At 59.2% G+C, this 16,207-nt stretch carries 8 protein-coding genes; all 8 read right to left on the bottom strand.

The genetic code is table 11. The features are described 5' to 3' along the window. Positions 1 to 34 precede the first annotated feature (34 nt). On the bottom strand, positions 35 to 6,028 hold the full coding sequence (locus NE591_RS03245) for an InlB B-repeat-containing protein (protein WP_256156366.1): 5,994 nt from the start codon (positions 6,026 to 6,028) through the stop codon (positions 35 to 37). Between the two features lie 173 nt (positions 6,029 to 6,201). Beyond that, positions 6,202 to 7,611: an ATP-binding protein gene (locus NE591_RS03240; protein WP_114538864.1), complete on the bottom strand. Its 1,410-nt coding sequence runs from the start codon at positions 7,609 to 7,611 to the stop codon at positions 6,202 to 6,204. 165 nt (positions 7,612 to 7,776) lie between these two features. After that, complete coding sequence (locus tag NE591_RS03235) at positions 7,777 to 8,916, bottom strand: IS3 family transposase (RefSeq protein WP_241520648.1); 1,140 nt, start codon at positions 8,914 to 8,916, stop codon at positions 7,777 to 7,779. Next, a complete protein-coding gene (locus NE591_RS03230; protein WP_227069498.1) occupies positions 8,886 to 9,266 on the bottom strand; it encodes a helix-turn-helix domain-containing protein in 381 nt (126 codons plus the stop codon). The genes NE591_RS03235 and NE591_RS03230 overlap by 31 nt, the downstream gene beginning before the upstream one ends. Positions 9,267 to 9,379: 113 nt before the next feature. Further along, a complete protein-coding gene (locus NE591_RS03225) occupies positions 9,380 to 10,678 on the bottom strand; it encodes an ATP-binding protein (RefSeq protein ID WP_173111210.1) in 1,299 nt (432 codons plus the stop codon). A 478-nt stretch (positions 10,679 to 11,156) separates the two neighbouring features. Beyond that, positions 11,157 to 11,918, bottom strand: coding sequence for an Rpn family recombination-promoting nuclease/putative transposase (locus tag NE591_RS03220; RefSeq protein ID WP_256156321.1), 762 nt, complete (start codon positions 11,916 to 11,918; stop codon positions 11,157 to 11,159). A gap of 179 nt (positions 11,919 to 12,097) precedes the next feature. Next, entirely contained in the window at positions 12,098 to 12,706 is a 609-nt protein-coding gene (locus NE591_RS03215) for a signal peptidase I (RefSeq protein ID WP_157011813.1), read from the bottom strand. A gap of 149 nt (positions 12,707 to 12,855) precedes the next feature. Further along, a complete protein-coding gene (locus NE591_RS03210; RefSeq protein ID WP_256156320.1) occupies positions 12,856 to 15,528 on the bottom strand; it encodes a Spy0128 family protein in 2,673 nt (890 codons plus the stop codon). Positions 15,529 to 16,207: the final 679 nt, after the last annotated feature.

Below are 16,207 nucleotides of genomic sequence, written 5' to 3'. Positions count from 1 at the left end.
GGGGGCGGCGGGGCCGCCCCCTCGCGGCTGTCTCTTACAGGGCCTGGCGACCGTCGGCGGGCACGGCCTCGGGGGCCTCGTCCTCGATGCCGAGCACCTGCTTCTCGTAGTCGTCCACGTCGTCGGCCAAATGCAGGCGGCGGCGGACGACGATGGCGCCGTAGGCGGCGGTGATGAGGATGCCGAGCAGCATCACCCAGTGAACCCAGCAGTGCGGCTCGTCGAAGGCGCCCATGGGGGTCGCCTCGTCCTCGATCTCCTCGGTTTCGGCCAGCGGCGTGCCCTCAGCGGGCGCGGCGGCCTGCGGCGTGGCATCGTCCTCGATGGGCTCGGCGGCCGGAGCCGGCGTCGCAGCCGCAGGAGTGGCGGCCGGAGCCGGAGCGGCGGGAGCGGGAGCCGCCGGGGCAGCAGGCGCAGCCGGGGCCGGCGTCGCGGGCGTCACAGCAGCCGGGATCACCGGAGCCGTAGCGGCCAGGACGGTGAAGTTGCCGGGAACCACCGTCACCGAGTAGTTCGGGTTGGCCAGGTAGGTGGCACCGATCACGCCCGGGTAGAAGCCGACGCCCTCGGCCGCGTTGCTCCGGCCGAACGAGACGGCACCGAGATCTCCGGCGCGAACCAGGCCGGTCACCGTACCCGTGAAGATCGGGTCGGCGGCACCCGCAGTCTTGGTCGCGCTGTTCGCGACGATGACGGCAGGCCGCGGGTTGATGGTCACCGTCGCGCGGACGGCGCGGGTGGTCTCGTAGTTGGCGGCGTTCGCGCGCACCCACACCGAGTAAGTGCCCGCGTTGGTGAAGCTCGGGTTGGCGGCAGTCCAGTTAACGCCGTCGAGCGAGTACTCGAAGGTGGAGCCGGCCACCGCGGCGGTCGGGGAGACCGAGGTGGCCGCGCCGTCGTAGGTCTTGGTCAGGCCCGTGGCGTCCGACAGGTTGGAGACGGTAACCACGTTGGCCCCGGAGGCGACAATCTCGAAGATGTCGGTCACGTAGCTCACGCGGTAGTTACCCTGGATCTCGTCACCAGAAGGCGTGATCACATAGTCATCGACGTCCTCGCCAGGAGCGCGGGTGACATTGTAGGCAATGTCAAAGCCGTCGCTGGGCTTCTGGCTGACCGTGGCCGTGAGGGCCGGATCTGCCGTGCCGTAGGTCTTACCGGCGCCGTTGGCCGTCACGGTGACGGGGAAGTGCATGATCTGGTACTCCGCCCAGTCCTCGCCATCGTAGTTGCCCTTGCCGACGACCGTCACGCGGACGGTGCCGACGTTGGTCGTGTCGGAGGACCAGCGTAATTCGTAATCCTTGCCTTCGACGAGCTTCTTATCGCCGTCCTTCACGACGATCTTCTCGTGCTGCGGCTGCGAAGAGCCGTTGTATGTAACATTCTCGAGGCCTTGGAGGGTCAGCTTGTGTTCAACTGCGTCCGGATCCTCCGGGGTCGGAGTCGGCGTCGGGTCGATCTTCTTTGCGGTCACGGTCAGCACCCCGATGCCGTCAAGCGAGGTATCGTGGATGTAATTGCGCTCATCGGTGCCGCTAGCCCAATTGACATCGCCAGCCGAGTTCGGCACTTCGCCCTTGTCGGTGATCTCTCCAGTTCCCTCGACGTACGCCGTGTCCTTAGCAACCAGGCCTGCAACCTCAGCATTTTTGTTTGTCAGAGGAGTGCCGTCGTATTCCTTGCTGTCGGAGGCTGTATTAATACCGTACGCCTTAGCAGTGATGGTCAGCTTCTGGGTGCCGGTGACGTAGCCCTCGTAGGAGGACTCGACGGAGGCGCGCACGTTGACGGTCACGGAGTCGGCCACGGCGGTCGCGGTGATCGAGGCCGGGTCGGTGGTCCAGTCGGTCCCGTTGACGCTGTACTCGACCTTCACGGCCTTGCCGTTGGCGTCGGCGGCGGTGGCCACGCCGGCGGCGTGGGCGGCGCCGTCGTAGGTCTCAACGACGTCGACGGGGGTGAGGGTGACGTACTGGGCGATCTCGGACTTGGTGATGTCCAGGGAGCCCGGGGTCTTGGTCTTCAGCGTGTAGTTGGCGGTCACGTCGTCGGCGCCGGCCATGACCTTGAAGTCGTCGCCGAACGCGCCGTCGTAGTGGCCCACCTCGGTGCCCGAGAGCTCGTAGCCGATGGTGGCCGTCTGGCCGGCGACCACGTTGTCGAAGGCGTACTCGCCGTCCTTGGTGTAGGGCTTGCCGGTGTAGGGCTGCTCGGAGGGCCAGCCCTCGCCCGTGACGGTCACCTCGCGCTGGCCGATTTTAGCAAGACCGTTCTTAATCTCAGTGATGTTGTACAGACGTGTTACATCTACACCAGACCAATAAATCTTCACATCGGATTTATCAAGCGTGGTCAGTTTTTCACCAGCATTGATCATCTCACTGGAGCCATCAGACAGCTTGATTGCATCAGAGCTTATGACCACCTTATGACCTGGTAGCAAATTCGTAGCGGTCGCATCAGTCCACCCGCCAGCAACCATAATATTGGTGCCATCATAGGTCATAGTCTTTGAGGGTGCCGTTACAACGACATCAATCTGCCACAACGCCTCTATCGTCAGATCGCCAATGGTTCCCTTGGCAAGTGTGATGGTCTGCCCCAGCGACTCCGGAGGCAAAAGATCAGTCGATGGATCTTTGCTAATTATCTGCTCAACCTTGGTATCAACTCCGTCGACCTTCCAGCCAACAAATCTGTGACCTTCCCACGTAGGCTGCTTGCTGATACTGATCTCTAGATCGTTCTTTGTATAGAAGTCGTTTTCCCAAGTTTCGCCATTGCCCAGCACATAAGTAATAGTGTAGGGCTGGTAGTCGAGATCGAAAGTTACCACTTTGCCGAGGCCCATGTCGGAGACGACCTGGGTGGTGCCGTTCTTGAACATGTAGCCGTTGTCGGAGGCCCAAGTGGCGGCCTCCTGGGAGATGCCAACAACCTGCATCCGAGCTGCCGCGGGAACGTCCTTCTGGGTGAGTTCGTTAACGATGGAGCCATCGGGGAGCTTGTACTCGACCGTGTACTTGATGTCGTCGAGCTTCGCGTACTCGAAGACCATCGTGTTCTCGCCGCGGACGAGCGTCGTAGTTTGGGTAGCCGGAGTCGGCAGGTAGTCCTTGTATTCACCGAGCGCATCCTCGGAAAGAGCGCTTGCCGTAACCGTGGATCCAACCATACCGGTGTGCTTCTCAGTAGCGATAACCTCGCCGCCGACCTTATGGATCACGGTGTACTCAACTGTGGAGCTCGCCATCCAGGAGGCATAGAGCGTGGTGTCCTCGGTGATGGGCTTGCGAGGATCGAACGGCGCTTCGGTGATGGGGCTGGTGACCCAGCCGGTGAAGATATAGCCGGGTTTCTCGGGAGTGGGAAGCTGAGAGCCGATAATCTCGCCGTACTCCACGTCCTCGGGCATCTGCGCATCGTCAGTGAAGGTACCGCCCTGACCGTCGAGCGTGATCTTATACGTCGGCATGTTCCAGTCCGCGTACAGCGCCAGACCCATGGGCATCGCAGTGCCAGTGAATGGCGTCGTGTGCTCGGGATCGATGAACCAGCCGGCGAACGTCGCGCCGTCGACCGGGGCCTCCGGCTCAGTGAGATACGAAGTGATGTCAGCACCTAGTTTCACGGAGTTGGTGGAGAGTTTCACGCCCTCGTAGCCGTATAGATCGAGGCTATAGCTCGCGGCGTTATAGTAGAAATCGCCAGTTGTGCCATTGCTGGTAGTGTATTCGCCGAAATTAACGCCCCGTGACCTACCATCGATATAGGCGTCGTGTCTCATATATCCAGTATGATCCGGGAAATCGGCGCTATTCAGGTAATTGAATTTCACATTAATAGTTTTGTACAGACCATAAGTACGACCGTCGTACATGGTAGTGGTATCCGAAGCATAATTCTCGAGCCAATAGCTAAGCGTCTGACTTTTTTTCGAGCTGTACTCAAACTCGTAGACTGTAGCATTCCTACCGGGCATGACATCGATTGCGGCGACTTTCGTGCTCTGATCGTTTTCAAGAGACCACGCGATGTCGTTTCCAGTTGGCTCGTTGAAAGCTTTGTTGAAGGCATCAGTAATGTGAGCCCCATATTTAGCTGTCAAGGTCAGCTTTTTCCCACCGTGTTTTTCTTCGGACGTAAGAGTATAAGTGTTGCGCTTGTACTTGACCGTGACGACGGTGGAGCCGTCGGCCTTGACGGTCGCGGAGGTCGATTCGGCGAAGGTGAAGTGCGCGGTATCGAGACCGGAGGGCTTGGCGGAGTTCGCGTTCGCGGTCACAGTAGTACCGACCTCGGCGAGCTGATTGCCAATGCTGCCGAAGTATGAGCAGTTGCCGTCGTCAGCATTCTCGGTCAGGTAGACAATGGTGTAGAGCGCCTGACCGGCCGTCCACTTCGCGTAGAGGGTGCGGTCGCCGGTGAGCACGTAGGTGTTCTGCGCCGGGGTGGTCAGGGCCTCGTCCTCGTACCAGCCCTCGAACGTGTAGCCCTGCTTCTGCGGGGTCGGCGTCCAAGACTCGAGGGTCACCTCGTAGCACTCGCCGTCGGTGTGCTGGTGCGCCTCGAGTCCGCAGGTGTAGCCGTAGCAGCTGTCGCCATGGGTGTGGGCAGTTTTCCCACAGCTCGGATTCCGGCTCCAGCTGCTTCCGTAACAGCCGCCCTTGTACTCCATATGACCACCCAAGAGCGGAATACCTTTCCATTGCGACTCCGTATAGCTATGGGTATGCTCCTCAATCTTGCACGTCAGCCCCCAGCAGTCGCCGTCGTGTGAATGGACGGTCTTGCCGCAGGTGAGAACCTTGCTGTAGGGGATATAGGTGATGGCGTCAACCGTCTGCCCGTGGACTCCAAGCACCGGAGGGACGTAGGAGCCGCCGTTGGACTCGTAGCTCAGCTTGTAGCTGTTGGGCGCGTAGTAGATGTTCACCACGGCGTCGTTCTCGGCCGTCACGATCGTCTGCGCGACGCCCTCGCACGTGTAGCCCTCATAGGTATTGGCCACGGCCTCCGTCGAAGTGCCGACGATGCCCTCCCGCTGCACGGATTCCGCAAGCGTCTCCTCGCCCTCGTTGGCGCCTCGCTTGTAGTGGTTGACCGTGTAGGTCGCCTTCTCGCCCCGCAGGGTCACCACGATGGTCACCGGCTCGTCGTCTTGGAAGCTGAAGGAGACAAGCCCCGTTTCGTCGATGGTGGCCATCTCTGCGTCGCAGCTTGCGGTGAAACCGTTCAGATCGAGCTTGTAGGTGCCGGCGTAAGCACCGTCCTTCTTCTCGACCGCTATCGGAATGACGTCGCGCACCGCGCCCGTCTCGTATACGACGCGGAGGGTGACGGTCTTCTGCTCGACCGTGGGAGCCTTGATCTCGGCCTTCTTGCCAACCAGAACGTAGACGTTGCCAGACTCGGTCGGAGCAGCATCGGAGAAAGCAGCTGTGCCGTTATCCCGAATCTCGGCAACCTCGACAGCACGGGCTCCATTCGCGACCTTCATGACGGTAATCTCATCGCCGTCGACTCCGGCGTTGCGGAACGACACCTTCACCTTCTTGGCGGGAGACACCTCGTCACCCGCAGCGTTGAAGAGAGTGATGCTGTAGGCAGATTGCTCCTCGACCTTCTTGCCCTCATCAGCCACGACCTCCTCGACTGTCTTCTCGACAGCGCGCGATGACACCGTCTCCACCTTCATGGAGCTGTTGGCCGGGAGCGCTCCCTCGGGAGCCTCCATGACGACAGTCACTCCATCGCCCGCCTCGGCGGTCAGGCGCTGGGCCGGATAGCTCTCCTCGGGCTCCTCCGCCACGGCAGGGGCCTCGGGCTCGGCGGCGGGCTCGGCCTCGTTCACCTCCTCCGCGGGCTCCTCAGATTCCGGGCCGTTGGCCTCGTCCTCGGGCTGCGCCTGGGCCTCGGGCTCTCCGACAGGCTCGGCGAACTCGGTCGCCTCCCCGTTGTCACCCTCGGCGTTGGCGTAGTCCGTGAACATGGTCACGTTCAGGAACGAGAACACCAGCAGCACCGACAGCAAGATTCAAAGCTCTGACCAGGGGTTTCTCGGAACTTTCTTACGAAGTGTCCAAAACAAGTTGGTAGGCAAATGACAGGGTAAAGAACGACGAAAATGCTTTCTAAACGCTCTAAACCCTATTCGAGCGGTACATTTTCAGGGGTGAGCGGCGAAAGAGAAAAGCCTCACACTACTCCGCTGGAGTTCTCTCTTGTGGGCGCGGATAGGGACGGAAGCGTTATGCTGAACGAGTCCTCCTCATCGGAGCGCTTTCTCAGGCCGAGAGCCTCGGGCAGGCACGCCGTCACGTACCAGGGGAGGTAGACAACACGATCGCGCTGCTCCACATTGAGGCGCGAAAGCACGTAGCCCTTTTCAATCCCGTATTCCGGAGTGGCGAGCAGCTTGTTCAAAGCTTCATGGGCGCGGGGCGTGCGGCCCGACTTGATCTCAAGTGGAACTACGTCTCCCCGGGCATTTTCAACCAGGAAATCAACCTCTCCCCTCTTGCGGTTCATGTAGTAGAACAGATCACACCCGCAAGCAGTAAGCGCCTGGGCGAACACGTTCTCGAACATGAATCCGAGATTGAGCGTGCGATCATCGCTGTACAAACCGCGCGCCACCGAAATGTCGTAGCGACTCGCCAGCATCCCCGTGTCCGACTCATACAGCTTGAAGTTCCCCGCGTCTTCCGTGGCCTTGAGAGGCCTCTTCGGATCGCGCACCACGTTGCATTTCAGGCCGACATGGGCCGAAACTAGCCAGTTGAAATCGAAGCTGAACTTGCTGTAGCGCGCATCCCTTCCTAGGGAGTTCAGTTGGAACCGCTGCGAGCGCGCGTCCAGCTGAAGAGGAAGCTGTTCGAAGATCGCCCTCACGGTTGGAGCCGCAGTGCCGGCGTATTTCGTGATGTCGTGAACATACGAAACCACCAGCTCAGCCTGAACCTCTCGCACCGGTCCCATATTGCCGGCGTTGTCGAGAAAGGCTTGCACTGCTGCAGGCATTCCCCCTACTACCATGTAGCTGCGGAAGTAGCCGAGTAGGGCTTCGTGCAGGTAGCCAGGCACCGCCTGAAGGGACGTGCAGCAGTCCCGGACGACGGAAAGAGCCTCGTTCTGGACACCCGTCGCCCAGCAGAACTCTTCGAAGTCCATAGGGAACATGGTGACCTCGGTCACAAAGCCCACAGGATAGGAGCGCACGTGCTTCAGCTCGGTTCCCAGCATCGAACCCGAGAACGCATAAGAGAATCGGCCGTCCTGAACAAGACCCTTCACCATGGTCATGAGGTCGGGAAGCTCCTGGATCTCGTCGATGAAGATCAGCGTCTCGCCAGGAACGAGGGGCTGGTCAGCCATGAGAGAGAGGCGTGTTATGAGATCCGCTACATTGGAGGCCTCAGCCAGCGAGCGCTTCGCCGCCTTATCGAGGTAGAGATTGACTGTCAGAAGGCGCTGATACTTCTCGCGACCCAAGCGCTCTACCAGATAGCTTTTACCGATCTGGCGCGCACCTGTCACGAGAAGTGCTGTCTGACCACGTCGGGTCGCCCAACGCTGTAGAGACTCGTAGACCTTCCTGCGAAACAAGGAGGACTCCTTTCGCTGCTATCGTTTTGTCTATTCTAGCTGGGCTTTTTCAATAATGCAATTCTTTATTTGGTCGATTTCTACGATAATGTAACTCTTCATTTTGCAGAAATTGACGATTTTGCCGCTTTTCATGGCTTCGGGCTTACCAGTTCTTTGTACTAGTCAAGCTTCGTAGACACTTTTTCCATCTTCCCCGTGGCAATGGTGGACACCAGAGCTGGAATCCGCATCGCGTTCGTAGACACTGGAGCTGTTTTTCTTTAGAGGGACGTAGACACCGGCATCGAAGCAGAGGAGCTCGCTTGTGCCGATCGCGTTGCTTTCGGCATCGGCCTCGGCCCTTGCGAGCTTCTCGCGCACGAACTTCGGCGTCGGGTCGATCACGCGACCCGCGAACGTGTCGCGCCTCTCCACCTCCCCCGCCATGAAGGCGTCGTAGAAGTCGTTCGGCGTCATGTACCCGAGAGACCAGCAAGGTCGCTTCGCGTTGTACCACTCGATGTAGTCGTCGACCACCTGCTCCACCTCCCAATCCCGCTTGTCGTAGAGCCCGAAGTCCGTGAAGAGCTCCTCCTTGATCCAGCCGTTCAAAGACTCGTTCACGGGGTTGTCCGTGGGCTTGCCCGCGCGCGAGCACGAGCGGACGATGCTGCTCTCGCGGATGATCTCGTTGTAGGCCTTGGATGTGTAGACGCTCCCCTGGTCGGTGTGCAGCACGCAGATGTCGCCCGATCCCGCCTCCAGCCTCCCCACGGCCTCCGCCCTGGATCTCTCGATCTCCTCCCTCGCCTGCTCGAGGCCGTCGTGGTAGATGCCCGGCCAGCCGCGTCTTTTCGTGAGGCCGCGCCCTATGATCTGCTTCGTGAACACGTCGAAGTAAAGAGCGAGCTCCCAGTACCTGCTCCGCGTCCAGAACGCCGTCATGTCGGAGACTATCACCTGGCGCGGGCGATCGACCGTCTCCCACGTGGAGAAGATGAGGTTGGGGTAAGGATCGCGCGCCTTGCGCTCGCGATCCTTCTTCTGATGCTTGGTCTCGGCGCGTATGCCCAGGTAGAGAAAGCATCTCCTGACGTATTCCGCGGACACCGTTATGCCATCGCTCCTCTTGAGGTAGGCGTGCACCCACCGGTACCCGTGCGAGGGGTGGGCGTCGTGGCAGCCTTGCACCAGCCGCAGCACCTTCGCGCGGTCTTTCGGCGGATCCCCGCCCCTCTTCCTCCACTTGTAGAAGCCGGAGCGGCTCACGCCGCACAGGCTGCAGAGCCCGGTTACAGGGAACTCCTTCGAGAGCGCCTCGATGATCGCGCACTCTTCTCGGATACAGGCACGAACTCTCCCGGCGTCCCATCTTCTCTCGGGATCCGGATGTAGCCTTTTTTTAGTCGCTCCAGCTCGATTCTGGTCTTGATGAGCTCGCGGCGCAGGGTCTCCTCCGTCTCGTCCACGCCCTCGGGAAGCAGGCTCGGCGTCTTCTTCGAGCGATACAGCCCGGAGAGCCCCTCGGCGCCGTACTTCTTGAGCCAGGTCTTGAACGCCGCCTCGCTCACGTTGTTGGCGCGGCAGAAGTCGGAGAGCTTGATGTCGGGATTGCTCCTGTAGAGCCTTATCAGGAGCTCCTTCTCCAGAGGGTTGAGTATATTGTTGGACATGGCAGGCTCCCATCGTTCGGAAAGAGGCGATGGCGACTCCATTATCGCCATCGCCGACAGACTTTTGAAGATGGAATTCCGGAATTCACTGTCTACTTAGACATTAGCAGCACTCAGGCGCCGAGGGCGCGCAGGGGAATGACGTAGATACCCTCTTCGGCTTGGTAGGCATACTCGCCCGTGCCCGTCAGAACCGCCACGAATTCGGGCGGCCGGGTGCGCGCATGGGGGTTGCGCGTCACCTTCTCACGCACGCGCTTCAGAGTCGCCACGCCCGCATCGGCCTTCGCGATGCCCAGCTTGAACTCGAAGGCTGCCCACCGCCCGTCGGGCAGCTCGACTATGGCGTCCGCCTCAAGGCCGGCGTCGTCGCGGTAATACCTCACCGGCACGGCCGGAGCATCGGGCAGCGCCTGCGCGTACACCATGAGGTCGCGCACGCACATGTTCTCGAACACCAGCCCGAACGTCTGCCAATCGGCGAGAAGCGCCTCCTCGTTCATGCCGAGGAGCGCCACGGCCAGGGAGGGGTCGGCGAGGTAGCGCTTCGGCTTCACCGAGAGCCGTTTAGGGGATCGCCTCGCCGGCACCCAGCCCGGCACCTCTTCGATTACATACATATTCTTCAGCAGCTCGAGGTACGAGGCCACCGTAGCTGTCGTCGTCAAGGGCTCATCGCCGCCCGATACGTCCGCGAGAAGCGTCTTGTAAGTTGCTGCCTGCCCCAGGTTTCGCGCGAGGGAAAGCGCGATGCGCCGTGCCAAACCTCCGTCTCGGCCGTGGCGCGGGACGCTTTCCGAGAACAATAGGTTCAGGTACTCCCTTGCGGTGAGAAGAGATTGGCTCGGGGAAAGATCCAACGTCTCGGGCCAACCACCGCGGCACGCCGCAGCGGCAAGGGAGGCCGCGTCCCCCGGCACCGTGGCCCGCGCAAATTCTCCGCGGAAAAGCGCGGCCAGGGAAACCTGACCTGTCGAGTCGCCCGATTCGGCAAGGCTCATCGGGTGCATGCGAATGCGGCCTATGCGGCCGGCGCCGCTGTGCATCGCTCTCGCCTGATCCTCGTCTTTCGCGAGAGGGGTGGAAGAGCCCGTTAAAAGCCACGCGCCGCGCAGCCCCCGCTTGCGATCCACGGCATGGCGAACGGTGTTCCAGATGGCCGGTGCAAGTTGCCACTCATCAATGACGTGGGGCTGCTCGCCCGCAAGCATCGCCTGAGGGTCGGATTGGGCTAGGGCCAGGGCGTCGTCGACGTAGCTGACGCTTTCGCCGTGGCGACAGGCCGTCCAGGTTTTCCCGCACCATTTCGTTCCGGCCACTTCCACCGCCCCGAAAATCTCAAGGTAGCGGCGCACTTGGTCGTCGACAATGCGAGGCAGGTATTCGTCTCGCGGAGGCAGTTCGTTGGGCATAGCGCGCTCCTGTTCGCGTTTCGCTTCTTAGCGCATTGTAGCCTTTACCGGGTGTTTCCGATAGTCACTTTGCAAAATCCTAAAATTTCACTTTGTATTTTCCGACATTCTCACTTTGCAAAATCCGAAGATTCCACTTTGTATTTTCCGGATTTTGCTTCGAGCTTCGAGCAGGCGGATGTCAAACCCCCCAATCTTGGCGTGGCGGGCACCAGATCCCGGCTCCTGAAGAGGGACGATTGATTGTCATATTCAAAATAACGAGATTTTACAAGAAAAACGAGACTTTCAGGTACAAAATAACGAAGATTGGAAGGGGCGAGCTGTAGCGCTGTTAGATTTTCGGCAGCGAGATCTTCGGCAATCCTGCTTCGGGAAGGAGAACCTCACCGCACTTGCGGCTCGTGCCGAAATCCAGTGTCACTCGCTATGAAATCAGCGCAGCTGGAAACGGGAATAATCAGTAGGGCGTTTTGCGCTATAGGGAGTACTCTTTCAGGAGGCGCTCTAGGGCTTCCTGATCACCAAGAAGCAAAATGTCTTGCTCTCTCCCGTCTGCGAGAAGGCGGTTGATTAACGCTGAGATGCGAGCGGCCTCTTCCTTCTTTCCTTGCTCGAGGCCTTGCTCGAGGCCTTGCTCGAGGCCCTGCTCGAGGCCCTGCTCTTCTCCGGCCTCATAGCCCTGCTTGAACCCCACTTCGCTATAGAACTTCTTAGCTTGGCGAACACGACGCTCGGCGTTGGCCTCCACAGTACTGACGGATATCATCTCGCTCATCACCTTATCATCGTCGTTGGCCGCTACAACCAGACGGTCAATTTGGGCCACAAGATCATCGCCCTCCGTAACGGTACCGTCCTCGATGTATTGTAGCAAGGATCGCAGCTTCTCGTCGTCCTCTTTTACCCACGCGCTTCCGTTAAGGACGATCCACGTGCAGCGCGTATCCAGCTGACAGTCATTATTCTCCAAGCACCTCGGTTCAATGGTATACACGGGGAGACCGCAGCCGAACGAATCGTGAACGCAGAGAAAGATAATATAGCTGCGAGGTAAGTCCTCGTAGTCATCTCCTTTGTGGAGCAGATCGCTATCGATCACCGATTGGTAATAGCGGAGTCTGCATCCAAGGTAGTATTCAGCCTGCGCTTGCATTTCGATGTTGAAGGCTTTTCCCTCCCCTTTTACATAAGCGTCGAGCCTCACGCCGCGACCCTCAATGCTGGGATCAATTGACAAAGGCCTCAGCCAACTTGGGAGATGGGAACCAAACCGCTAATCTTGGCATGGCGGGCACCAGGTCCCGGATCCTGAGGAGGGACGGTTGATTGTCATATTCAAAATAACGAGGTTTTACAAGCAAAAAAACGAGAACTTCAGGTACAAAATAACGAAGATTTGTTGGCGGAGGCGCTGCATTATTGCCTCGCGAGGGAGGCTATGGCGGTGCCGATTATGGAGAAGGCGGCGCCCATGAGGACGACCCAACCCAAGACGAGCTTTCCCGGCAGCGACGCCAGCGCCATGACGAAATACCCGATGCCCGGTATCTGGTTCACGGCGCGGCCGACCACGTTGTCGTACAGCGCCGGATGCGCGTCGATGCCTTCGTTGGCGTCGCCGCGGGTGATCAGTTCGCAGTCTTCGTAAAGGTTTTCCTCCACGCGGTGAATGACGACTTCGTCATTGCGCCAGAAGACCGCCACGTCACCCACGGCTAACGCCTCGGGCTCGATGGGTTCGGCGTACACGAGGCTGCCCACGGGAAATGACGGCTCCATGGATCCCGATACGATGGTATAGGATTGCAATCCCATGAAGCGCGGCGCCACTGTTGCGCTGATAGCCAGCAGGGCAACCGCCGCCAGGAGCACGGCACCGACGATCGAGCAGAGCCGCGACACAATGCGCAACCGCGCGAGGCGCTTCTTAACGTCGCGCGCAAATGCATCCGACGTCTCCGCCGGCCCTGAAACGCCGAGCGAACCTGCCGGTATGTTAGCTACTGCATCAGTCATGGAAATCATGGGGTCGATGGATTGTTTGCTCTGTCTTTTCCTTAGTCAATAGCTCATCTTTTACTATCAAGCACAGATACGCGCGAAGCCCCGAAGAGCCTCGCGCGTATCCCTCATGGTATCTCAATCAGGCGGTTGCCTGCGACTCCCGACACATCCTAGTTCTCGTCATCCTTTCCTGCACGACGCCGGCGGCCGGCCACGATAAGGGCGATCAGACTCGCCAGCACGATGAGGCCGATGCCCAGGATCGGCAGCATGTCGCCAGTCTGGGCCAGAATCGTGCCCAGCGGCACCTCGCGGGTGGTTTCGTGCTCGCGCTGCTCGACCTCTTCAGCGTCCATCATAGTGTCGTAGAGGGTGATGGTGTTGTCGGACAGCTCGGCGTTGCCGTTTTCCGTGCCCTTGGTGATGGTCACGTTGCCGTAGTTGTCGATGACGAACTCAACGTCGTTGGCCAGGCGGTACTCACCGGGAGCCTCCACCTCGCGCAGGAGGTAAGTGGTGCCGACGTTCAGTGTCTTCGCCAGCTTCTGGGGAGCCTTGCCCGAAGTCCAGCTGGCCACTTCCTTTCCCGATTCTTTATCGAGGATGACCAGCTTGGCGCCTTCCACCCATTCGTGGGTGCGCGTGTCCAGCTTGTTCACCTCGATTTGGGTGGTTTCGTCGTAGACGCCGCCGTCCTTGTCGTAGGTCAGCAGGATGTTGCCGTCGGCGCTGTGGCCGGGCTTGGTCTGGTCATCGGCCGCGGTCGCCTCGGCTTGGGCGGCGATGGCAGCCTGCAGAGCCTGAGCCTCAGCAGCGGCCAACGGAGCGGCAGCGGCTTCCGTTTCGGCGGCGTCGAAGTACTTGGTGTCAGTGTACTTCAGGGCATAGCCGTTGGCGGACGTCGCATCTTCCACGAGGTAGAAGTAGGGGCTGCGGAACTCGCTCACGGTATGGCCCGCGGGCGCAGCCGTTTCCTTGAAGTAGTACAGGTTGTTGGTGGCAAGGCTCACGTTCTTGTAGGTGATCCAGCCGCCCTCCTCGGAGGTCGCCTCAGCGAGCCAAATGTCGCCCTGCGGGTTCTCGTTCACCATGTACAGCGCGTAAGTGGCGCCCACCAGGCCCTCATCGCGATCGGATACGCTGGTCTTGCGCACCTGCAGATCCATCGGACGCGCCTTGTTGTTGATGGTCGGGTGCCAATCGGGATTCAGCTTCGACATATCGCCGATGTTGCCCGGCTGGGTCTCATAGTCGGCGTACTGCTCGTCGAAGCGGACGTTCTGGTTGGCCGCGGCGTCCCACCAGCCGTAGTACATGTCGGTGCACACCAGCTGACCGGTCGCCTCATCTTGCTCGATGACCGTGGTGAAGGTGATCACCTGATCGCTGTACAGCACGGATTGGTCGTTCATGCCGCCCTTGCTGGTGTCCTCGATGACGCGGTAGTAATAGGTGCCGGGCTTGGTGTAAGCCAGGCAGCTGGGGTTCTCGAGGTCGCCGGAAACGTTGTTCGCCTTGTCGAAGTCGACCATGCCGAACTCGTCGTTAGTAGTGGCGGAGATGAGCTCGCCCTCGGTGTCGTTGTAGTTCGCCACCTGAATGAGCTTGAAGGCGAACTCGCCAGACTTGATGGCGCGGCCCTCGAGGTTCTTGACGATCTTCGGATCGACGTAGCACACCTGATCGACCGGCTCGCCGCTAGCAGCGTACACGCTATAGCTGGCAGCGCTGATCAGATCGTAGGTGTCGGTATTGTAGAACGCTGGGAGCTCGCCTTCGGGAAGGGTCAGCGGGTTCAGCGGGGAGTTGATGTCGTCAGCGTAACCGAGCACCGTTCCAGTGGCGGTGAGGTTGCGCGTATTGGCAGCGTCTTCCGCGACAGTCACCTTCACGACATAGGCCGTGGTGTCCTTGACGGCCTCATCGCCGTCCTCGGTGATGAGGTAGTAGTGGTCGCCCACATCGTTCTGGAAGCCCTCGCCTTCGCCTTGCTGCTCATAGTTGATTGCGGGGAAGGAGATGAAGGCGTGGCCGTCGGTGAGGTCGGCGGCGGCAATGCTGGCCGTCCACTGCTGGAGGTTGTCGTTCGACACGAGCACGTTCGCCAACGGCTCACCGGCTTCGGGGGCGCGCTCGATCTCCTGCAGAGTAAAGCTGCAGTCATGCGGAGCGCCCAAGCCATAGAAGAACTTGTCGGCCTTGAACTGCCAGGTACCCTTGGGCGTGGCCACATTGGTGAAGGTGACGCCGATATCACCGGCTACTTCCTGCAGCTCACTCGAATCGGAAACCGTCTTGTAAACCTTCTTGGCCGTGCTCAAGCTACGGCCGTCTTCAGACAGCGTCGTGGTGATCTTCACAAGATAGGCCGTGGTGTCGTACACGACGCCCGCCGTTGCGCCTGGCTGCTCGGCAATGACGTACCAGTGGGTTTCTTCGGCAGTTGTGGGTGCATAGTTGAATTTGAAGGTCTTGGCGTCTGTTCCTGAAACTACCTCGGAGGTAGAGTCGGCTACCGCGATGGTGGCTGTCTCGTCCGAAGCCGTCAGCGCCTGCTCGGCCAGATTGACGGAATTCTTCAGCGTAATCTTGTTACCAGCCTGATCCACCAGGGAGTCGATATTCGCCGTAACATCCTTAAGCCCGAATGTGAATGTGTTAGCCGCGATGCCATCAGCGATCTTCGTCACCGGAATGTTCACAGACGTCTTCAAATCCAGCGTGTTCGTAACTGTTGCAGCATCGTCGCCCGATTGATTGCCAATCTGCACCGAGTTGACCGTGGTGGTGTAGGTCGTGGAAGTCAGGAGAACGTTGTTGTCCTTTTCTTTGTAGCTAGCCACCTCTTTTTTGACATTCAGACTGACATGAACATCGATACCGTCGGGAATAGAAGACACAAAACCCGCGTCTTTCTGTTCATTAGTTAATATCTCCTTCAAAGAGAAGGTTTTTTCTTTCGGGCCTTCGGTACTGAAACCAGGCAATATAAATTTCAGATCACCGTTCTCGGTGTATCCTTCGTATGTCTCATTCGTTTCTTTGTCAGTTAACTCGAAGCGGAAAACGTCATCGGAGCCAATGTCTAGAAGATCACCCAAGCTGTTAACAATTTTCTTCGTCAGTGAAACCGTGTAAGGGTTCACCGTGGTTTTTTCTTCCGTGTCGAACTTTCCGAACTTGATCGCGCCGTTGCAGGCAATACCACCGCCGTGAGTTCCACTTTTGTTTCCTGTTATGATGACACTTCGAGCTATGTTCACATTATCGGCAGTAGCCGTGTTAGTAAGACAAAGGGTGGCATCATGGGATTCATAGCTCTGGCCCACAGGAATACCGATTTCCCTTGACCACAATCCAGTATCGCTCACCGAACAACCGTTCACGGGAGGCATGGTAACGTACAATCTCTTGCGCACTTTCACAGCAGCATAGCCTAGATACCAAAAGACACGGCTCCGGCCTTCGGTATGATTCGAGTTGTCTAGATTCGATCATATTAGGAGGCAGAGCCATGTCCGA

This window comes from Adlercreutzia sp. DFI.6.23 (genome assembly GCF_024462535.1).
In the GTDB taxonomy this organism is placed as follows: domain Bacteria; phylum Actinomycetota; class Coriobacteriia; order Coriobacteriales; family Eggerthellaceae; genus Adlercreutzia; species Adlercreutzia rubneri.
This window is presented reverse-complemented; position numbering and strand designations above follow the sequence as displayed.